This is a genomic window from Peribacillus sp. Hz7 (genome assembly GCF_042136355.1).
Classification (GTDB): Bacteria; Bacillota; Bacilli; order Bacillales; family DSM-1321; genus Peribacillus; species Peribacillus asahii_A.
In genome coordinates this window covers 82785-103711 of record NZ_JBHHJV010000013.1, presented here as the reverse complement: position 1 = coordinate 103711, position 20927 = coordinate 82785, and the positions used below count along the sequence as shown (strand labels likewise).

Here is a 20927-nt window from a genome sequence, read left to right as displayed (position 1 = left end):
GGAAGAATGATAATAAATCCTATTGGATGGTGATTAGGTGGAGTCTTACAAGGCAGGAGATATTGTATATATATTTTATCGAAATCCGCATACACAAGATGTAGCTAATATACAAGAAGCGACGATTGTCAATAACCCTGAGAGCCCAGGTGAATTAGCTTTATTTTTGTATGAGACATATTATCCGTTAACAAATGAAACAGCTGTATATTCAAGCCAAGTAGAAGCGGAACAAGCTTATCAACAGTTTTTTTAGAAGAATTAAAAAAGGGGATTCTAGAATGAATAAACCGTTTACACCCCAACTTGTATATTTTGAGCCAAACGCTTTGGAGTATCCATTAGGAAGAGAACTTAGAGAAAAGTTCGAAAAAATGAATATAGAAATTCGATATACAACTTCTCATAATCAAGTAAGGAATTTGCCTGGTGAAAATGATTTTCAAAAATATCGAATTGCCAAGTCTACGCTTGTCGTTGGAATAAGAAAAACGCTCAAATTCGATACTTCTAAGCCGTCTGCTGAATATGCGATTCCTTTTGCAACAGGCTGTATGGGGCATTGTCATTATTGCTATTTACAAACTACAATGGGGAGTAAACCATATATTCGTACGTATGTAAATGTTGATGAAATTTTGGAGGCTGCCGATCAATATATGGCAGAACGTGCACCTGAAATGACAAGGTTTGAAGCATCCTGTACGTCTGATATCGTAGGGATTGATCATTTAACTCATACGTTAAAGCGTGCAATTGAACACTTTGGAGAATCAGAATATGGAAAACTAAGATTTGTGACTAAATTTCATCATGTGGATCATTTACTTGATGCTAAGCATAATGGAAAAACAAGATTTCGATTTAGTGTCAACGCTGATTATGTGATTAAGAACTTTGAGCCGGGAACTTCTCCGTTGGCTAAACGGATTGAGGCAGCAGGCAAAGTAGCACGAGCGGGTTATCCACTAGGTTTTATTGTTGCACCCATTTATCTTCATGAAGGATGGCAGGATGGCTACTATCATATGTTTGAGCGGCTCGATGCAGAATTGCCTGCAGAGGCAAGGAAAGATATAACATTTGAATTTATTCAGCATCGTTTTACGAAACCAGCTAAAAAAGTGATTGAAAAGAACTATCCGATGACTAAATTAGAATTAAACGAATCAGCAAGAAGATATAAATGGGGGAAATATGGAATAGGTAAGTACATTTATCAAAAAGAAGAAGAGGAAGATATTAAAAGTCATTTATATTCTTATATGGAGAAATTTTTTCCCCATGCTAAATTAGAATACTTCACATGATATTCACAGTAAGCCTTTATATGACTCGGTATATTTCGATATTACTCAGGTGAAAATAAAATAGTGTTTAGGCACTACTAACTTCGGGGTGGAGGGAAATTACAATGCGTGAAGGCTTAATTCCAACTGTATTAGGTACAGCTGTATCCACGGCAGGTTATATGTTGAAACAAAAACGAGGCTCTAACAAAATGATGGCCAATACCATTTTTGGTTTTGGTTTAGCACATGTCGTGTTAGGAGTAATTGACCTTGTTGAACACCGTCGTTAGAAAAAAGGCGAGCATGTATACGCTCGCCTTCTTGAAATAATCGAACTATTTTTCACAGGTAATAAATAATTGTGTAAAAGGAGTAAATATTAATGAGCCAACAAGATTTAAAAAAAGAAGTAGTTGAAATTCTCTCTAATCATAGAACAGGTATCCTTTCATCTGTTGAAAATAATAAACCTCATTCACGCTATATGACGTTCTATAATGAGGACCTAACCCTATTTACACCAACGAAAGCTGATACGGAGAAAATAGAAGAGATAGAAAAAAATCCAGCTGTGTCTGTACTGTTAGGTTACGAAGATAAAGGGCAAAGCGATACGTATGTTGAAATTGCTGGAACGTCTACAATTAATAATTCGGAACAGCTAAAAAAGCAATTTTGGGATGAATCCTTTAACAAATGGTTCGATGGCCCTGAAGATCCGAACTATGTATTTCTACAAATACAGCCTGAAACGGTTCGTATCTTAAATAATCAAGGTGAACCACCTCAAGAGCTTCATTTATAAAATTCTTTTACGCTAAGTAGCGATGCTTTATAAGTAAGCATCGCTACTATTAGTTTTCATAATATTATTCAATTTTCACAGTAATTTTTGATACAGCATTATAACCATATCCTTTTCGATTCCAAAATGGGGTTAAAGGCTGTACGTTACCTGATGAATCTTTAGCTCTTACGTAAATCATATATTCTCCTTTTTTATTAACTTTCCAATCGAAGGACCAACTTGACCAAGAATAGGGCTGATTTGGCAATTGATTTACTGTTGCTTGCAGCCATGTTTCCCCCTTATCGAAACTTAACTGTACTTCGGTGATTATTCCTTGTCCAGACCAAGCAATTCCTTTAACTTGGTGTGCACCAGTATCTAATATGGAAAGGTTCAGTGGTTGTTGTATGATTGAATTAACGTTCATTATTGTCACAGGAAATGAATCTTTATTAATGTTTTTGTATGGATAATACATATAATCATTCGTTTGGAAGGGCCCTTTAAAGGAATGATTGATCACTGTAATCTTTCTTAACCATTTTACAGAAGCCATCGCGTACCAGTTAGGAACGATTAAACGGAATGGATAACCATGTTTAAAAGTGAGCGGTTTATCATTGTATTGAAAAGCAATCATTGTATCAGGATGCAATGCCTTTTCCAAAGGAAGGCTTCTTTCGAAAGAAACTTTTTCTTCTATATCTGTTCTATTGCCAAAATCAGCTCCTTGAAAGACAACTTCTTGGGCATCATTAGTGAGTCCTACGTATTTAAGGAGGGAGTTTAAAGGAATACCAGTCCACTTACCTTGACTTAAAGCTCCTTCCTCCCACTGTTCTCCATATATTTTTGGAATGAAATGTGCCCGTTTATTTCCTGAACATTCAAGGGGGACTATAAGAGATCTTGTGGGCATAGATAATAATTCGTAAAAATGAAAAAAGCGTGGTTGAGAAACATGACCAGTAATTTGTAACCAAAAATGGTGCGGGCTAAACAACGGGTAAGGGAAGTGATTTCTACGATAAAAGTATTTAGTGGGTGTTTGCCATTTGTTAAGAAAATGAATAGGTGATTCTTGATTTTCTGGAGTAAGATTTTTAGTTGTTAAATAAGGCTTTTTGTCCTCACTTTTCATTTTTTCACCTCTCTCATTCTCTATGATATTTCTAATACAAGAAGATAGACTATAATTCCATTATTCATGTCAGACCGTAAGATCCATGTTTATGTAAAAATGCAAATTTGTATGATTGCAATAGATTTCTGGGCGAGTGTAGAGCATGAAATTTACAATATTCATCTCATCATTAATATGGCTTCGTTTTCGATTAAACTCAGCTGTTGTATTTGCAGCTTCTTTTAATTCTCGAGTTAAATGTCCTCACCCCAACGGTTCTGTTCTTTTGTAGCTGCGGGGCTTATTTTGTCTCTTAAGTCCTGGTAGTTAATGGGTGTAATCCTATAAAAGAATTTGTTATGTTACAATAGTTTTAAATGATTAATAAATTTATATATCAATAGGGGGAAATATATCTTGAAGAAATTGAGTAAGAAACTATTGTCTGGAATTATGGTTGCAGGATTGACCGTTAGCATGTTGGCAGGATGCGGGTCACCGAAACCAACCGATACTGTTAATGATTTTATGGCTTCTATCCAAGAGGGCGATTTTGAAAAGGCAAGTACATTTGTCGATACAAAAGCAACAGAGGATTTCGACTTTAAAAACTTAAATGAAGGAAAAGCTGAGGGAATGGATGTTGACAAGCTTTTTAAATCATTAAGTAAAACATACAAATTTGAAAAGCCAGTTGAAGTGTCAAAAGAGGGGGATACTGCAAAAGTTAAAGTGGAAGTAACGTCTGTGGATTTCGCAGTTGCAGTAACTTCAACAATTAGCGAAGTCATGCCAATGGCCTTCGGGATGGCGTTCAGTGAAGATACAGAAGAGGCCGATAAAGCAATGGATAAAATGATGGAGACCACTCTTATTAAACATTTGACTGCTAAAGATGCTTCTATGGCAACTCGTGAGGTTACATTGAACTTGAAGAAGGACAAAGAAGGCGAGTATAAAATTGTTTCCGATGAAAATCTGATGGAAGCAGTAATGGCAAACGCAGGAACAATTGATGAGATGTTTGGTGAAGAATAATAAGTATAAGAAACAGCTGTTGTTGGTACTGATCGTACTGGCTTCAGCTGTTTTTTGTTTAGCTTTGTTAGAGGGTGTTGTTGATTTTTAGCTCCCTAATTTTTTATAGAATTATCAACATTTAAAGTTTAATAGAGCCTTTTTTCAAATAAAATTCCAGTATTTTATTTGAAATATTGTAATAATGGGGGATTTATATATGGTAAAATATTATTAATAATTTTTATACTAGGAGCATTACAAATGTATGCGATTCTTATCAATGTCTTATTTCTATTAGTTGTGTTACTTATCACACAACACATTATAGAAATTTACACAAAGAAACTAACAAGGAAATTAATAAAAATCTATTCGTTTCTTGCAGGTTCGGTATCAATCTTTTTTTGTATGACTTTTCCATTTTCTGTAAATGAAGGGTTTATCGTTGATATTCGCATAGTTCCTTTTATTATGGCAAGCTTGTATGGCGGACCTTTGGTAAGTGTTGGATTATATGTGTTTATAGTTCTGTATCGATTTGTTATAGGTGTAGACTTTGGTTTTTGGGGTACTATTTTGAATTATAGTGTCATACCGCTGCTTACTTTTATTTTTTTTAAAAGATTTATAAAATCGGAAACCACTCATAAATTACTGATTTCTTTAAGTGTTATTATTTTCCACTTATCAGTAGGTTACTTTATTTATAGTAATATATTTGTTTCACATACGCCATTAAACATAACTTTACTAGGAAATCTTATTAAAATTATATGTATTATACTTTGTGTTTTGACTCTCGAAAGAATAAGGATGAATTACCAAATTCGAAATAAAGTAGTAGATATTGAAAAGATGGAAATCCTAAGTCACTTAAGTGCATCCATATCACATGAGATTAGAAATGGTTTAACTGGTGCAAAAGGGTTCATGCAGCTTTTGAAGGAGAATGAAAGCGATCTCCAAAAGCAAAAATATATTGGAATTGCATTGGATGAATTAGAAAGGTCGGAAATTATTATTCGTGATTTTCTTACTTTCGCTAAACCTGCTCCTGAAAAAATAGAAAAAATAAACATGGAACATTTTTTGAATTATATAATTGAATTAGTTAGTCCTATTTCCAATATGAACTCTATAAAAGTTAAGAAGAGCCTCTCTCCTTTTTGGATTATAGGCGATAGAAGAATCATCCAGCAGGCATTTTTAAATATTTTTAAAAATGCTATTGAGGCTATGCCTAATGGTGGGCAATTAGTAATATCTATGAACTCTCATAAAAATATGTATGAGATTTCTATTGAAGATACAGGAGTCGGAATGGATCGTGAACAAATTGAGAGATTAGGAAAACCGTACTTTACTACAAAAGGTCAAAAGGGAACAGGACTTGGAATGATGGTTGCTTATCGTGTAATTGAGGAGTTAAATGGGAAAATCGAAGTAACTAGTGAAATAGGGAAAGGTACAACATTTACTATATATTTACCACGTTCATTTCATAATAGTGAAAACGTTATAATTGATACAAGTGTTTGTAATATGAGAGAAACATAATAAATAATAGGATTTCTTTAACAAGAAGGCGCGATTCTTTAATAAGAATCGCTTTTTCTATATGAATAATTATACTAAATCCATAAGTGTAAGTGAGCGCATTAGTTAAAAAGAGTATGGAAACTGGTCAAACCTTTTGTATAAATAATGTATAAAAGATAGATTAGAACAAGTTTATTAGTATAATTTTAGGTGGAGCTATCTTTGAGTATACTTGCTACTCAATTATGAATTGAGTTTTGTTTGAACGTAATGAGGTGTTTCCAGCATAAAATAATCAGATTTTCCACAATATTATCTCATCCTTCTTTAGTTAATCCCTCTGCTATAAAATCGATAATTTTCTCCATTACTTTAGGGAATAACTCATCGCCTATTTCTTCTTTATGTAATCGCAACATCATAATAGCTTTGATAATTCCGACGATAACTTGTGGATCTTTTTTAGGTAGTATTCCACGTTCTATTAGAGTATGGATAGCCAGAGTCCCTCTGTTCATATTATGTTCAGAAAACGCCATCATCTCATGAGGTAATTTTCGCATCAAACGTTCGTGTTCTCCGTTTTGGAATACACGTTGGAGAAATGGATTTTCTTCCACAAATTGAAACGATGTATGAAAAAAGGAGGACAGTAATTCTTTGGAAGAAAGTTCTTCTTTAAATAACTGATTCAGTACTGTCTCGCGCACTTCTTCTTCATTTTTTAAAATTGCGAAATACAATTCTTCTTTTGAAGAAAAAAATTTATAAAATGAACCTTTTCCAATTTCACATGCAAGTACAATATCATCAATGCTTGTTTTCGCTAAACCATATTGAATAAATAATTCTCTCCCTTTTGATAAAAGAGATTGACGAATCTGTTCTTTTTCTTGTTCTGTAAATTTAGGCATAATAAAACCCCTGTATAAAATTATTTATGTGACTTTTTATAGACTTTTAGTCATATTATATTTTATAATCATCATAATCGCTATATTCTATAAAGTAAACTTTAGACTGTTGAAGGAACAGTTTTTTCTTTTGTGTTTTATGTGACTATAAAAACAATTTTAGTCATATGAAATAAAATTCTTGCTTTGGATGCAATCGTTCTGTTCATAGAATGAGTTAATAAATAAAGCTGGGGGAATTCATATGGGAATTATGGAGAAGGAAGTTATAAGACAGTTCGATGGGGTGTATAATTTTCGTGATATTGGCGGTCGAGAGACAATAGATGGAAATCGAATGAAGACAGGTGTTTTATTTCGTTCAGATGAATTGTCTCGTTTATCTAAACAAGATATAGAGAAGATGAAACGTTTACAATTAAAATTAATTTGTGATTTAAGAACACCAAATGAGCAAAAATCAAAACCAGGTCGAATAAAGCCTGAACATGGAGTAGAGTTAGTAAGCATATCAATGTACGATAAAAGCCAGGAATTTACTCACTTTGAGTTTTTTAAATTTTTAGTTGGAAAGTCGAATACCATCAATTTTGAGGAAATCATGAAGGAAATGTATCGGAATATGGCATTTTCAAGTGGTAATGAAATTCAAGAAGTCATTCAATTGCTTTCGGAGCAAAAAAATGTACCAGCACTTATTCATTGTACAGGAGGAAAGGATCGCACAGGATATATAGCAGCTATCATTCAATTGCTTGTTGGAGTATCTTATGAAAAGGTGTTAAAGGATTATTTATTTTCAAATGATGTCATTGGACCAAGAATGAAAAAAGTGGAAAGATTTATTCGATGGATGAGTTTATTTCAAGCATCACCGGAGCGAATAAAACCAATGTTAGAAGTTCGTCGTGACTATTTAGATGACGTGTATTATGGCATTATTGATAAATATGGAGATATAGAAACATATTTATGTCAAGCTTGCAAAGTTCAGCAGGATAGCTTATTGAATTTGAAACACTTGCTACTTGAGTAAGCTAAATCTTGAATATAAAGTGATAATAATCAAGCTAGTAGTAGTTCTCTTATTGAAAAAGATGTTGATTTGAAATAAAGTTTGATAATTTATAACCAAGTCTGATCATCTATTAAAAAATTGATAATTTTATTTGGGACTCTCGTGTCAGTTGCGGCGTTGGAAAAAGTTATAACTTTAAAAATTCAGATAATTCTTTTTGTATCATGGTAATTTTATAAACACTAAATCCATCCCAAAATCAAAACCACTCATTTTGATCAATCTTTGTTCAAAACGAGTGGTTTTCTTTTATTATAAAATCAACGTTTGCAGCACATTTTTAATCAAACTTTATTCCAAACCAACAGTTGATGGAGTAGTACAGAATCAGCCTGCTGAAGTTGAGAAGAATTTTATTGAAGAGCTAGGAGCTTTTCGTGAGTACATTATGTTAAGTTACAATAAAGTCATTTAAAACATAATAAAGTGGTTTAAAAATTTCAGTCATGTTATTCCATTAAAAGGCCATATTGTGGAACGACAACTTTAGATTGTGAATGTTTGTACTTAGACGAAAGGGTGTGTTAGTTGAAGAAGGAGCCTCAAAATAATCAAACTTTAAAGGAGGTTAACAGATTTAATAATGAGCAAACAACAATCTTTTACAAAAGAGCCAAATAAAAAGACGATCCCTATTCTCAATTCAGAGATCATCTTCTTTTTAATAGTCTCGTATGAAGGACACTTTTCTTTTTTACTCACTTACTAAATCCCGTTTTTTATAGCCGATGAAACCAATAACGATTATGAAGAGAGCCAATAATTTGATGAGGATGATGGCTCCCCATTTCCATTCTTCAATTGGAATTTTTGGAATATAGCTAAATACATCTAGGTTGGTTACGAATTCCGGAATCTCCATCATTTGCCCAAAATAACTGATAAAGAAAGCAAATATTAGATAAGCCCAAATAATCATCGTAAAGCGCGGCGACCAACCAATTAGGACAGACAAAATGCCGATAAAGAAGAAAATCGCAGGTATCCACACAATCCCAGCCTTAGTAATTTCCCAGAAACTTAACGGTGTTTCCATGACACTTCGTTGGGCCAAATAGAGCCCTAATATTGCAGAAAATTGTCCAACCACTCCTAGTATGGAAGCCATTATCACATGGTACCAGTAAAATTTTGTGCGACTTAATTTAGTGGCATAAAGCTGATCCCAGCGCCCTTTCTTTTCTTCGTTTACGAGCCTCATGAGACTTCCTACAATAAAAATCGTAGTCAATAGAGATAAAATCACGAAGAGAACGCTCATAAATTGTTCTTGTATGGTGTAATCTGAATTATGAAGGAACATTTGCTTCATGATTTCATTTTCACTTACAAAATCATCCATATCTCCAAAAATGGACCCATACATAGCTCCACATATAAAGAGAGCGAAGAGCCAGCCAATAATAAATATTTTTTGCAGCCGTAATACAAGGCCAGGAAGACTCAACAGACGTTCTTTTGCATGTGTATGCCCAGCGCGTTCTGGTAAATATCCAGCCCCCAGATCTCGAGCTTGTTCCAGAAGATAAGAAACTGCAATGAAAACGATACTGGTAACAACAGCAATGACGATTGGAAGCCAGCTATCACTAACGTAAACATTTACTAGATAACTCCATCCCAGCGGGTTGAACCAAGAACCATCTGGTGCGTTCATATCTGTTGCCATTCGAAGGATATAAAAAAAGCCAAGAGTCAAGAAGCTCAGTCCTCTTGCACTTCCAGCTCCAGAAGCTAATTGGACAAATATGAGTGCAATCATTGCCCATAAGAACCCTTGCATACCTAATGAAGCGGAATATAACAAATTACCTGAAAAATCCATTCCAGGTACATCTTGGACTTGTAGCAAGCCTGTAGAAAGAGCGATTATGACCAAATGTAAAAGAAGCATTTCGATAACGACTGCTGTCGTGTTGGCCAGTCGACCAACTTGAAAGGAACGAATAAGCTCTGTTATTCCATCATCCTCTTCTTTTCTTGTCCGACTGATTACATGCATAATCGATACAATGGCAAATACGAGTGCCGTAAAGAGGATCATTTCATGTGCGTACATTGCTCCCACTGTATACGTTTCGGCAGTAGCTGATGTTGGTCCAAGCATGGCAATCATTGCTGGGTTCTTTAAGGTTTCATACATAGCCATCAATCCAGCAGGGTCTTTTCCATAGATTTCATACATTGCACTCGCAAAGCCGCCTGTGAAAAGACTTAAGGCCACTGCCCAAATGAGAAGCTTTAACCAATCTTTACGTAATGTATGAAGAAAGAGCATTCCAGCCATATTAAAGCAATTTTTCATTTTTCTCACCTACTTTCCAGTGTAATGACGCATAAACAACGCTTCAAGAGTCGGCGGTACACTCTCGAGCTTTGTTACATGGTAAGGCATGATTGCTTCTAGAATGGTCTCAATTTGATTAATATCGGCTTGGAAAACAGCTTCTTTGCCATTGATCACTAGGTCATGCACACCGCTCACCTGTTTTAATCCAACCGGTACGTCACGAGTCGTAACCTTGTATTGATATCGGGTTAAATGTCTTAATTCATCTAATGTTCCAGTTTCAATTACTTCTCCTTGACGAATAATCGCTACGCGGTCACATAAGCGTTCTACCTCGCTTAAGATGTGGCTGGAAAGAAGGATGGACTTTCCCTGATTTTTTAAATTTTCTACTTCCTCTTGAAAGACAGCTTCCATTAGAGGATCAAGACCGCTAGTTGGTTCATCAAAAATATAAAGTTCTGCATCACTAGCAAGCGCAGCAATAAGGGCAACTTTTTGACGGTTTCCTTTTGAATAAGTCCGTGCTTTTTTCTTAGGATCCAGTTGAAATTTTTGAATTAATTCATCGCGTCGTGCATCGTTTTTCGTTCCCTGCATGCGCATAAAAACATCAATAATTTCTCCGCCCGTTAAATTTGGCCAAAGGTTTACATCGCCAGGAACGTAGGCAAGTCGTTTATGGATTTCAATCGAATCTTTCCAGACATCCTTCCCGAAGATTTTGGCTGCTCCTCCGCTAGATTTTATAATGCCCAGCAGGATGCGGATGGTCGTCGATTTTCCGGCTCCATTTGGTCCTATAAAACCTAATACTTCACCTCTTTTTAATTCCATCGTTACATTTTTTAAGGCTTGTGTTGATTTATACTTTTTTTGTAGGCCCTTAATTTCTGCTATAACCATGCGTCTCATCTCCTATTCTGTGAGATTGAAAATTTTTACTAAAAACATATTTATAGTTCATAATATACGCTCGTTTCTATGGTAATTCAAACTATTTTTTACTAAAATGTTTGAGTTAGTTCAAAAAATGAAATACTATATATATGTAGAAATTAATTAAAAAACGGAAAAAATGTGGTGGGAAGATGACGGAAAAAAATGGCTTTGATCTAAGACGTGAAAAGAAAATGAAAATTATTGAGGAAGCTACGCTTGAATTGCTGAATCAAAAGGACATTTCAAATATAACCATGGACGAGATTGCAAAAAGTGCGGGTGTTAGTAAAGTAACCTTATTTAATTATTACAATACAAAAGATAATTTAATAAATACCGCGATTCAGAATTCATTTGCCTCTATCCATAAAGAGTACGAACGATTGATTGAAAGTGATTTATCTTTTGAGCAAACGTATATGGAACTCACGCAATATAAAATGAAAAAAATCCAAAGTACGACATCAGTGTTTTTTCATAATGTGATGCAGCAATTTGCAAGTGAACAGACTTTTTTTGATAAGGACGCACAAAAAACAAGTGATAGATTAGTTTTAAGAATGTTTCAAAAAGGGCGTAAAGAAGGAAAAATTAATCCCGCATATTCTGATGAGGTTTTATTGATGTTTATGCATATTTTCACGGAGGGACTGAAGAGTCAAGCGATTAATAGTGATAACTTGATAAAATATAGCCCTCAAATCACTCAAATGTTTATGAATGGCTTGCGTTAAAGTAAACTCGACAAATCGAACAAATTATTCGATATATGTGTTAAAGATTTAGGACAAATATAATAACTATTGCTGCTTGTTTAGCTAAAGGGTGCGTGTGCGGCCGAGCCTAGGTCGTATCATATAGCGGGTGGGATTCCCGTCGAGTAAGAACTAGCCATTCGCTCGTAGCGAGTCTTGGAGGGTTAAAGGTAACTTTAGTCTTTAAGCGTAGACAGTTAGGTGGAGCAGCCGTCAAGGCTGAGAGTCTTATGGAGTGAAAGTCTCCTGTCATCAATTGACCGATTCGGATGACTAGCATATCCAATGCGTGGGGAGGTAACGAACTACGTTCTGCTTGGAAGTAAAAGTCACGGCGGCCTATTCTACACAGAGAGGATAAGGTCGGAACAGTCTGTGTGGCGAGCAAACATAGAGGCCAGAAGGATTTAACGAATACTGCAATCCCGAAATCTACGCCCCTCGAAGAAACTGTTCGAGGGATGTTTTGCTTAGCGTCGACCTTTGCCTAACGGGGGAAGACCGATGTCTTACGGGAAGAAACGGTCAACAGCACCGTAAGAGCAGCCGGGGTATGGGTTCTGGCATCTGTGGAAAGATTTTCAGAGATAACGACGGGAAGGTCCTACTTCAAATTGGGAAGGTACTAACCAATAAAGACCTATCATATAAGAGGCTAATAGAAAATGGTAGGATGATTTAGGATTGGCGCATGAGGTCGTAGTAGCAATGAGGGAAGGGTAATGCTTTCTTAAGTGTAAGGAAATTACAATTCTATCAAGGTAACACCTTTGATAGGGCAAAGGACCTCTGGGCACTTGGAATGTTTGAGCATTATAGACTCTGAGCTATAAAGCATGTTTAAACTAACTTACAAGTAAACCTACAAATGATGGGGGAATATGTGTACCGACATTTAATCCTGCGGTTGTATGGGAAGGCTTGTAGGTGATTAATCCAAGGTCAGAACCGGACTCGGGAAATCCGACCGTCCGGGATCGTAGGGGGGCTACAAGAAACGTGAATCATAATTGATTGCGCGCGCTTGTTTTCTACCCGACAGCGGGCCGAAAGCCAAATGGTTGAAGGGATTGAGCTCCATAATGTTAGTAACTCGAGAGGGCTGATGCCTTACGCACAGCAGAAAGCTACATCTTATCCTTCGTTAAAGGCAAGAAGGGTAAGGCCTCTCTGGAGTCAGAGACCTCGGCACGTCACACATTGATGTGATACGGCAACTCGGGAGACCCTACCGGTCTTTTCGTGATAGAAGAGTATGGTGTACAAGCGATACAAAGCAAGGAAACCAAAAGCCGATGTAGGGAGTCGGATAGCAGCGTAGTACCAATGAAGTTGGGTAATGCCGATGGAGGAAAGGCTGGCTACCAGTTATCACCCTTACTAGGGACACATTTACTACACTCAGAGGTAGGAATAATGATGGGAACAAAACTAGTAAGGATAGCAGAATTAGCAAAAAATCAGAATGAAAGAGATGAGCTACATTTTGTGAATGGTAACTAGGAGGAGCCGTGTGCGTTAATTGCGCAAGCACGGTTCTGTGAGGGGGGGAGAACTCAATCTACCGAAAGGTAGAGAGGTTCTCTTCTACTCGACTAGTTAAAGAAGAATTAAGTGATTTTAGGTTTGAGAACTTCTTATAGTTATTTCATTAAAGGGCGCTTTAATGGAATAAGAATTACAGAAATGATCAAACTTTTTTATAAAAACAATATTTAAATCTACTAGATAAGAATCCATTTTGATCAATCTTTTTTCAAAATGGATTCTTTTTATTTATCGCAAAATGCCGGTTTGTGAGGTGCTTTTGATTAAACTTTATTTCAAAGCTACAGTAGCATTTTTCAGGGAATTGCAATATAAAGTGAATTTGAACCGATGTGTGAACAGACCGCTAGTTAAAGAAAACTCTTATGCAGTGGACCTTTTTGAACAGGTAGAATTATGAAAAGATGAATAGGAAGAAGGAAAAGCTTCTTTAATATAGAAGCTTCAGTTTGTCGACAAACTGAAATGACAGGTGTGATTCACACCTGTCATTTTTTTATTACAAAAAGTCATTATAAAAAAATTCTAAATCACATATGATTCATATGTTTTAAGAAGATAACGTTCTATAAACTCAGCTAATCCATCATTTTCGTGGTGTCCTGTAACCATATCAGCTGATGCTTTAACCTTTTCGCTAGCGTTTCCCATTGCCACACCAATACCGACATGACGAAGCATCTCTATATCATTAGGTCCGTCTCCAATGGCTACGACTTCATTTGGACTAATTCCAGATTCGGTAAGTAAGCTTTTTATAGCAGACCATTTGGAAACATTAGGAGCAACTATCTCAAACCCGTCATTCCAATCGATGACTTCTGCTTCCTTTTTAAACAAAGCGGTTAATTCAGGACTTGGTGCACCTGTTCGAACACTATATTTAAGAACATCTTGATAATTTGCCTGTCTTAAATCTCCAATATACCGTGGCGGAATTTGCCCAACTTTTGTCCAATAATCGATTTCTTCATTTGTTTCCTTACAATAAAGCCCATTTGCTGTATGGATAATAACATTATAAGGACTTTCAGCGGTCAGATGGTGAAATCGTTCTTCGTTCAATCGGACGGTTCTCATTTGCATAACTCTTCCTGTCTCTGCAGCGTGAATAGCGGCACCATTCAGACAGATCATCGGAGTCCGTAATCCAATTTCTTTATGGTAGGGAGCGGTTACTTCATAGTGTCGACCAGTGGCTAGAAAAACCTTGACTCCCTGATTAATGAGCCTATAAATGGCTTCCATATTTCGGCGGGAAATGTAGTTTGAGGCTTTTAGTAGTGTACCATCCATATCAATAAATATTGCACGTACATTCATTTATACTGCCTCCTCATTTGTTGCTAAACCAATCATATCATCTGAATATTAAAGTCTAGTAAACTCAGTGTATAGATTAAGTGAAGTTTATTGGGAAGCAGGAGACGTTTCTCTGCAAGATAAAAATGTTATTCCATTAACGGGGGCTAGAGTTAAATAAGTACGAGCTAACTGCAACAGCCTTTAATCTTCAACAATCGGGCGCGATAATGGAATAATTCTTAGATTTAAACGACTTTATTGTTATATTTTTAAGTGTAGTGAAGTATTTTATATTAAAAATTAAACAACATTATTTTACGCCTGTCCTAAAATCAGAACAGGGGTATGCATATTTGGGGTTTTAAAATTAAATAACTTTATTGTCGCTTTACACATTAGAGAGTTTTAAAAAAAGTATTATAAAGTATTAAAACAGGAATGGATTAAATAACAGTTGTATTATGTTAATAGAGATAACGGTTGCGGAAGTTTAACAAAAATTAAGGGAATCCCAGATAGATGGGATCCCCTTAATTTTTGAGTAATTATCAACATCAACATTTAACAGAGCCAAAATTTAAATAGTATATTAAATAAGAAAAAATATTGACAACTGAATTGATGAGTTTATTTCAAGCATCACCGGAGCGAATAAAACCAATGTTAGAAGTTCGTCGTGACTATTTAGATGACGTGTATTATGGCATTATTGATAAATATGGAGATATAGAAACATATTTATGTCAAGCTTGCAAAGTTCAGCAGGATAGCTTATTGAATTTGAAACACTTACTGCTTGAGTAAGCTCAATTTTGAATATAAAGCATATAGTATTTCTCTTTAAAGGCTTGGTTAGAGGACTTAGTTGATTGTTGGCTAAAATGAGTCAACAATCGCAGTACCAACAATATCGTTTAACATAGCCATAAAAAGCAAGCAGATCTACACAAATGTATTTCAGTAGAATGACTCCAGCAATCCTAGCGGGAGTCATTTGTTTGCCGGTGATAATTTTTATTTTTTACGACAACTTTTGTCGCTTTACTGTGGTTTCCTGGTGGATTCTTTAGAGGAACATCTGTTTTTTGGAGATAAACATTACTTTGACACGAAACCATTGGGTGTTATATTATGGGGATATGAAACCATATAGTGTTGCATTTTAAATTAAATAAGGAGAATTATTATTATGGAAACAAATAATCAAAAAACAGTACCAGATATTAAGCAAACGGTTATTTTTGAAGCATCTATTCAAAAAGTATGGGATACAGTATCTACTTCGGAAGGTATTGCATCATGGTTTATGCCAAATGATTTTGAGCTGAAAATAGGGCATGAATTTCATGTGCAATCACCTTTTGGGCCATCCCCATGCAAAGTATTAGAAATTGACGCACCTTATCGACTTTCTTTTTCATGGGATACAGATGGTTGGATTGTATCGTTTATTTTAAAAGAGATGGGCGATAAGACGGAGTTTACTCTGATTCATACTGGATGGAAACATTCTGATACTATTCTTCCGAAAGCCAACGAGGAAAGTGCTGTTATTCGTGACAGAATGAATCAAGGTTGGGTAGGAATTGTGAATGAAAAGCTTAAAAAGGTTGTTGAGGGCTAAATGTCTTCATCAGCAGAAAAATACGATGTATTTCAAGCTATTGCCGACCCAACTCGTAGAGAAGTACTTAGATTACTTACTGAAAAAGAACGATCTATTTCAAACATAACATCTTATTTTCCTATGAGTCGTACAGCCATTGCAAAACACCTTCATATTCTTTCAGAAGCAAAATTAGTTAGTGGGCAAAAGGTTGGTAGAGAAAAACTTTATCGACTGCAACCAGAATCCTTAGAAGAATTAAAACAGTGGCTTTCATTTTTCGAACAATTTTGGACTAATAAGTTGTCAATCCTCAAACATGTGGTTGAAAATGACGGACAAGCTGGATTACAAGTTATTCAAACTGAATGTGATGAACAGAAATGACAATTATAAATATAGTCTATCAAATTTTTGAATCGTACGAGTGCTCGAATAATTGAACTGTTTTATATCGAATTCAACAAAATTAGTATATGATAAAGTAAACGTTTTGAAAGTGAGTTGAAAGCTGATGATGTGGTTGCCACTATTTGAAAATGATGTACCTGTAGTTCTTCTCCCTTAACGGTAGAATAACTACATCTCCGTTAAGGACAAGAATTGTCTAGAGAAAACGGAGGGTACAAAATGAAAAACACCTTATTAGGTTCTTTATATTTATCACTCGCTGCGAGTATTTGGGGCGGGATGTATGTTGTAGTAAAAGTTGTGGTAGATGTTGTACCGCCACTTGAATTAGTATGGTTTCGCTATGTTATTGCGATTTTTGCCTTGCTCATTATTGGTGTTGTAACAAAACAATCGTGGCGTATTGGAAAACGAGACTGGCTATTACTTTTCATGATTGGGCTTATGGGGAATACAATTTCTATCGTAACCCAAGAAGTCGGTACGATGCTTTCTACCGCACAAATGGGTGCCATCATTACTTCAACGACACCTGCATTTATGATGTTATTTGCCCGCATTATTTTAAAAGAAAAAATCACATTTAAAAAAGCAATTTCTATTATTTTAGCAACAATCGGTGTCTGTATGATTGTTGGAAATGCCAATATTGATTCATCTCATCAACTTGGTGGTATATCACTGCTTGTTGCAGCACTAACATGGTCACTTATGTCTGTTCTTATTAAACGTGTACCTGAACACTATTCACAAATTGTCGTGACGAGCTATGCTATTCTTGTAGCAATTGCCTTACTAACTCCTTTTACAATTAATCGATTAGCAGATCTTGATTTTCAAGCTATGATGCATCCATCTATTTGGGGCGGTCTTTTATACTTAGGAGTTATTTCGACGGCATGTGGCTTTTTACTGTGGAATCGCGGGCTGCAAATGCTTAACGCTTCGAGTGGCGGATTATTTTTCTTTTTCCAACCTATAGTCGGTACTTTCTTAGGGTGGTTATTACTAGGTGAACAAATTGGCTTTTCTTTTTGGATAGGTACCCTATTAATCTTTATGGGTGTACTATTAGTCATTCGAGAAGAATAAGCATCACGAAAAAGCTAATTGCTGTTATTTGCCGATCAGCTTTTTATATGCAACTAGTTGTTCCGCCTTTTAGTTGAATAAATTTTAAAGCACTTTATTAGTATTAATCGTTAACAAATATGTTAATGTTGGTTTGAAATAAAGTTTAACTGTTTATAAAAAGTTGCACCGTTTTCACCCCTTTAGATTTGATTATCCAAAGGGGTGTCTTTATTTCCCAAAAAATAAACATCTGAAATTGTGAGTGGTAGTGCTGTAACCCAACGAAATTAGGTTATTTTTAAATACAAAATAAATAAGCAGTAAGGTGCAGTCACGTGTGTAAACAGAGGTAAACTATTGGGATGAAGAAGAAAGAATAGAACGTAAAAGCCCATTCTAATGAGAGGTGTTTTTTCATTGCAATAAGAAGATATTTCTGATAGTATTAATGTCCATTTCACCGCTGTAGACGATTGTCAAGGACCTTATTTCGAAGAATGAGAGGAGAACGAAATGACATCGAAACAGCACCCGGACAGGAAAAGTGAGCAAGAAAGATTAGAATTTACAAAGCGTTATATGGATGTGGTCATTAAGACTGCTGAGACGAGCAAGGATCAATTTAAGAAAATTATGCAGGAAACGTTTGGAGATGAAGACTGGAAGGAGTCAGGGAGATATGCCGAATTACTGACGACGGCTAATTTCTTCGACATGTCGCAAGCGGAGCTGGAAAGCCTTAAAAAAGCACAAAGCAAGCCGTATTTTGCTAGAGTGGATTTCACGCGGGATGAAAACGGAATAAAGGAAATTCTTTACTTTGGTAAAACTTCTTTGTATCAGCGTGAAAATCAGGAGCAGATCATTGTTGACTGGCGTTCGCCGATTGCCAACCTGTATTACGAGGGTAGAATCGGTTCGGTAACATACGAAGCAGAAGGGGAAACATTCTCAGGTGATATTACGCTGAAACGACAGTTAATGATTGAGGATGGAAATTTAAATGAAATCCGTGACATTGATTTGACAACAACGGATGAGCTGTTGCAAGATTCGTTAGCGAAGAGCTCTAGTAATCGTTTGACCGAAATTGTTTCCACGATTCAGGAAGAGCAAAATAAAATCATCCGGGCCGACTTGAATAAACCGATTATTGTCCAGGGCGCGGCGGGGAGCGGAAAGACGACGATTGCTCTCCATAGAATTTCTTATTTCATCTATTACTATAAAGATTTATTTGATCCAAGACAGATGATGATTTTGGCGCCAAGTCGACTGTTTATCGATTACATATCAGAGGCGCTGCCAGAGTTAGGGGTAGAAAAAGCGAAGCAATTTACCTTTACGGAATATGTACAAAGTGCGATTGAATGTGAGTTGAACATCATTCCTGATAAGAAACTTATTGATTTGCTTGAAAAGAAAGATGATGAGACAGCAGAGTCAATCTGGGTTTCAGGGATTAAGGGATCGTCCAAATTTAAGGGGATCATCGACCAATATGTGAAAGAAATCATCACTCGATTCTTTCCAAAGGAAGATTTCTACTGTGACAAATACCGACTTTATTCGGCTAAAAAGTTCAAGAAGCTGTTGGTGGAAGAATATTGGTATTTACCGATTTATACACGAGTTGATAAGTTAAAGCAGATTTTGCAAAGTCAAGTAAAATCGAAGAAAAAAACTATGCTCGACCGAGTGACTAGTTTTTATGATACTAAGATTCAAAAGGCCTTAACTAGAAATATTAAACCTGATCTTCGCCGAGAGTACGTCACGAAATTCTTGGATAAAAAAGCAGAACGAACGGAAGAAATCAAGAAAGCGATTCGTACATCTGTTAAAGCTTATTTTAAACCATTTGAACGAAAACATATTCTTGAATACTATCAGGAGCTTTTTACTGATTCAGAGATGCTGGTTACATATAGTGATGGGACACTCTCAATTGAGGAAGCGGAACGACTTTGCCGATATCAAATGAAATTTTTCAGAGAAAATCAATATGAGCTGGAGGACTTAGGTGCTCTACTATACCTCCATTCGCATCTGTTTGGAGTCGATAAAGAGAAGCGGGCCAAGAATATCGTCATCGATGAAGCACAGGATTACAGCTTCATGCAGCTGCAAGCGTTAAAAACGTCATCTGACACGGATATGTTCACATTGGTCGGCGATCTGGCGCAAGGGATTTACTCGTATCGCGGATTAGAAGAGTGGGAGGAAGTTCATCACAATATTTTTCCGCGCGCTACCTATACTGAGCTTAAGAAAAGTTATCGAACGACAGTTGAAATCATGAATGAAGCCAATAAACTATTGGAACTATTACCTTATAACTTTCCTCAAGTAGAGCCAGTCGTTCGTCACGGTGAGAAACCTATTTTTATTAAAAAGGTGAATCAATTCTGGGGAAAGGAGTTGCTTGATCGAGTTCAAACTATGAAACAAGAAGGACTACGCACATTTTCTGTCATTGCTAAAACGATGGAAGATTGCCGGGAAGCTTACAAAGTGTTGAGTGAAATAGACGAATCAGTTTGCTTACTCGAAGAACAAGCATCCATCCCAAAGGATCAACTAGTTATTTTGCCATCGTATCTAGCAAAAGGACTTGAATTTGATGGCGTTTTTGCAATTTCTCTGAACGAATCCTATAAAATCGAAAGCGAATTGGACATTAAATTAATGTACGTCGTCATGACAAGGCCGCTTCATCGTCTCTTTTTTATTGGGGATTCTGAAGAGGATTTTTTAATCAGGAACTAAAGCGAAAGACTGAAACCATATTGAGGGGTTCAGTCTTTATTTATATCTGAAATGAACAACATCTTTGCTGACCACTCCCATGGCTAAAGCCGCTGGGGTTCTTTCTCACAAATATCCCACTTACCACCTTCCATAAGAAGAGGCAGAGGCGAGACTTGGGTGAGCAACACTTGAGAGAAAAACAGTCTTTCAAGAGGGCAAGGTCGATGCCAACTACGCCGTTCAACCGGCGATACTTGTCTAGGATTATGATACCGCACTCTTTCTACGAAGAGTGTTGGTCGGTAGAACGTTGAACATTTTACGTGACAGACGTTTTTCCTGTCACAACCACCTATGTTCAGTTTTCAAAGAACATCCTATACACCAAATTATACCATTTGAAACACATGGTGTATAGAACGTATTTTCGCTATTTTATCTGCACACCGCATTTGAGCGAACATTCATCCCATCCCTAAAGGGGGTGCC

General features: G+C 36.1%; 18 protein-coding genes. 13 read left to right on the top strand and 5 right to left on the bottom strand.

Features of this window, described 5'->3' with window-relative positions; translation table 11 throughout:
- Positions 1–37: 37 nt before the first annotated feature.
- The 4 genes from ACE199_RS16565 (at position 38) to ACE199_RS16550 (ending at position 2097) form a co-directional block, all read left to right on the top strand.
- Complete coding sequence (locus tag ACE199_RS16565; RefSeq protein ID WP_252290850.1) at positions 38–256, top strand: transcriptional regulator SplA domain-containing protein; 219 nt, start codon at positions 38–40, stop codon at positions 254–256.
- Positions 257–281: 25 nt separating this feature from the next.
- Complete coding sequence (gene splB, locus ACE199_RS16560; RefSeq protein ID WP_375350799.1) at positions 282–1310, top strand: spore photoproduct lyase; 1029 nt, start codon at positions 282–284, stop codon at positions 1308–1310.
- 98 nt (positions 1311–1408) lie between these two features.
- The gene (locus ACE199_RS16555) at positions 1409–1582 is read left to right on the top strand and encodes an asparagine synthase (protein WP_375350811.1); all 174 of its coding nucleotides are present in this window, start codon (positions 1409–1411) and stop codon (positions 1580–1582) included.
- Positions 1583–1674: 92 nt separating this feature from the next.
- Positions 1675–2097 carry a pyridoxamine 5'-phosphate oxidase family protein gene (locus ACE199_RS16550; RefSeq protein WP_375350797.1) on the top strand — a complete coding sequence of 141 codons (423 nt, stop codon included), beginning with the start codon at positions 1675–1677 and terminating at the stop codon, positions 2095–2097.
- A 64-nt stretch (positions 2098–2161) separates the two neighbouring features.
- Here the strand turns inward: ACE199_RS16550 and ACE199_RS16545 are convergent, their stop codons facing one another.
- Positions 2162–3223 (bottom strand): sulfite oxidase, encoded by a 1062-nt coding sequence (locus ACE199_RS16545; protein ID WP_375350796.1) that lies wholly within the window; start codon positions 3221–3223, stop codon positions 2162–2164.
- 435 nt (positions 3224–3658) lie between these two features.
- On the opposite strand from ACE199_RS16545, the gene ACE199_RS16540 reads away from it, so the two are divergent.
- Positions 3659–4243 (top strand): DUF4878 domain-containing protein, encoded by a 585-nt coding sequence (locus ACE199_RS16540; protein WP_483878206.1) that lies wholly within the window; start codon positions 3659–3661, stop codon positions 4241–4243.
- A gap of 243 nt (positions 4244–4486) precedes the next feature.
- Positions 4487–5782 carry an ATP-binding protein gene (locus ACE199_RS16535; RefSeq protein WP_375350794.1) on the top strand — a complete coding sequence of 432 codons (1296 nt, stop codon included), beginning with the start codon at positions 4487–4489 and terminating at the stop codon, positions 5780–5782.
- Positions 5783–6081: 299 nt separating this feature from the next.
- Here the strand turns inward: ACE199_RS16535 and ACE199_RS16530 are convergent, their stop codons facing one another.
- On the bottom strand, positions 6082–6678 hold the full coding sequence (locus ACE199_RS16530; RefSeq protein ID WP_375350793.1) for a TetR/AcrR family transcriptional regulator: 597 nt from the start codon (positions 6676–6678) through the stop codon (positions 6082–6084).
- Between the two features lie 244 nt (positions 6679–6922).
- Between ACE199_RS16530 and ACE199_RS16525 the strand changes: the two genes are divergently transcribed.
- The gene (locus ACE199_RS16525; protein WP_375350792.1) at positions 6923–7714 is read left to right on the top strand and encodes a tyrosine-protein phosphatase; all 792 of its coding nucleotides are present in this window, start codon (positions 6923–6925) and stop codon (positions 7712–7714) included.
- A 736-nt stretch (positions 7715–8450) separates the two neighbouring features.
- On the opposite strand, the gene ACE199_RS16520 is transcribed toward ACE199_RS16525, so the two are convergent.
- Together ACE199_RS16520 and ACE199_RS16515 are read right to left on the bottom strand one after the other, a co-directional pair.
- The gene (locus ACE199_RS16520) at positions 8451–10061 is read right to left on the bottom strand and encodes an ABC transporter permease (RefSeq protein ID WP_375350791.1); all 1611 of its coding nucleotides are present in this window, start codon (positions 10059–10061) and stop codon (positions 8451–8453) included.
- 9 nt (positions 10062–10070) lie between these two features.
- The gene (locus ACE199_RS16515; RefSeq protein ID WP_375350790.1) at positions 10071–10952 is read right to left on the bottom strand and encodes an ABC transporter ATP-binding protein; all 882 of its coding nucleotides are present in this window, start codon (positions 10950–10952) and stop codon (positions 10071–10073) included.
- Between the two features lie 185 nt (positions 10953–11137).
- On the opposite strand from ACE199_RS16515, the gene ACE199_RS16510 reads away from it, so the two are divergent.
- The gene (locus ACE199_RS16510) at positions 11138–11722 is read left to right on the top strand and encodes a TetR/AcrR family transcriptional regulator (protein WP_375350789.1); all 585 of its coding nucleotides are present in this window, start codon (positions 11138–11140) and stop codon (positions 11720–11722) included.
- 2094 nt (positions 11723–13816) lie between these two features.
- Here ACE199_RS16510 and ACE199_RS16505 read toward each other — a convergent pair.
- The gene (locus ACE199_RS16505; RefSeq protein WP_375350788.1) at positions 13817–14614 is read right to left on the bottom strand and encodes an HAD family hydrolase; all 798 of its coding nucleotides are present in this window, start codon (positions 14612–14614) and stop codon (positions 13817–13819) included.
- 588 nt (positions 14615–15202) lie between these two features.
- Between ACE199_RS16505 and ACE199_RS16500 the strand changes: the two genes are divergently transcribed.
- The 5 genes from ACE199_RS16500 (at position 15203) to helD (ending at position 20456) form a co-directional block, all read left to right on the top strand.
- Positions 15203–15400, top strand: coding sequence for a tyrosine-protein phosphatase (locus ACE199_RS16500; protein WP_375350787.1), 198 nt, complete (start codon positions 15203–15205; stop codon positions 15398–15400).
- A gap of 385 nt (positions 15401–15785) precedes the next feature.
- The gene (locus tag ACE199_RS16495; RefSeq protein WP_375350786.1) at positions 15786–16220 is read left to right on the top strand and encodes an SRPBCC family protein; all 435 of its coding nucleotides are present in this window, start codon (positions 15786–15788) and stop codon (positions 16218–16220) included.
- Complete coding sequence (locus tag ACE199_RS16490; protein ID WP_375350784.1) at positions 16221–16589, top strand: ArsR/SmtB family transcription factor; 369 nt, start codon at positions 16221–16223, stop codon at positions 16587–16589.
- A 243-nt stretch (positions 16590–16832) separates the two neighbouring features.
- Positions 16833–17705, top strand: a complete 873-nt coding sequence (locus tag ACE199_RS16485; RefSeq protein ID WP_375350782.1) for a DMT family transporter — start codon at positions 16833–16835, stop codon at positions 17703–17705.
- A gap of 495 nt (positions 17706–18200) precedes the next feature.
- Entirely contained in the window at positions 18201–20456 is a 2256-nt protein-coding gene (gene helD, locus ACE199_RS16480; protein ID WP_375350780.1) for an RNA polymerase recycling motor HelD, read from the top strand.
- Positions 20457–20927 lie beyond the last annotated feature (471 nt).

Coding starts and splice junctions, on each gene's coding strand:
- splB (WP_375350799.1), top strand. CDS start 282: ATGAATAAACCGTTTACACCCCAACTTGTATATTTTGAGCCAAACGCT.
- ACE199_RS16545 (WP_375350796.1), bottom strand. CDS start 3,223: ATGAAAAGTGAGGACAAAAAGCCTTATTTAACAACTAAAAATCTTACT.
- ACE199_RS16515 (WP_375350790.1), bottom strand. CDS start 10,952: ATGGTTATAGCAGAAATTAAGGGCCTACAAAAAAAGTATAAATCAACA.
- ACE199_RS16525 (WP_375350792.1), top strand. CDS start 6,923: ATGGGAATTATGGAGAAGGAAGTTATAAGACAGTTCGATGGGGTGTAT.
- ACE199_RS16530 (WP_375350793.1), bottom strand. CDS start 6,678: ATGCCTAAATTTACAGAACAAGAAAAAGAACAGATTCGTCAATCTCTT.
- ACE199_RS16550 (WP_375350797.1), top strand. CDS start 1,675: ATGAGCCAACAAGATTTAAAAAAAGAAGTAGTTGAAATTCTCTCTAAT.
- ACE199_RS16495 (WP_375350786.1), top strand. CDS start 15,786: ATGGAAACAAATAATCAAAAAACAGTACCAGATATTAAGCAAACGGTT.
- ACE199_RS16535 (WP_375350794.1), top strand. CDS start 4,487: ATGTATGCGATTCTTATCAATGTCTTATTTCTATTAGTTGTGTTACTT.
- ACE199_RS16520 (WP_375350791.1), bottom strand. CDS start 10,061: ATGAAAAATTGCTTTAATATGGCTGGAATGCTCTTTCTTCATACATTA.
- ACE199_RS16490 (WP_375350784.1), top strand. CDS start 16,221: ATGTCTTCATCAGCAGAAAAATACGATGTATTTCAAGCTATTGCCGAC.
- ACE199_RS16485 (WP_375350782.1), top strand. CDS start 16,833: ATGAAAAACACCTTATTAGGTTCTTTATATTTATCACTCGCTGCGAGT.
- helD (WP_375350780.1), top strand. CDS start 18,201: ATGACATCGAAACAGCACCCGGACAGGAAAAGTGAGCAAGAAAGATTA.
- ACE199_RS16505 (WP_375350788.1), bottom strand. CDS start 14,614: ATGAATGTACGTGCAATATTTATTGATATGGATGGTACACTACTAAAA.
- ACE199_RS16510 (WP_375350789.1), top strand. CDS start 11,138: ATGACGGAAAAAAATGGCTTTGATCTAAGACGTGAAAAGAAAATGAAA.
- ACE199_RS16540 (WP_483878206.1), top strand. CDS start 3,659: ATGGTTGCAGGATTGACCGTTAGCATGTTGGCAGGATGCGGGTCACCG.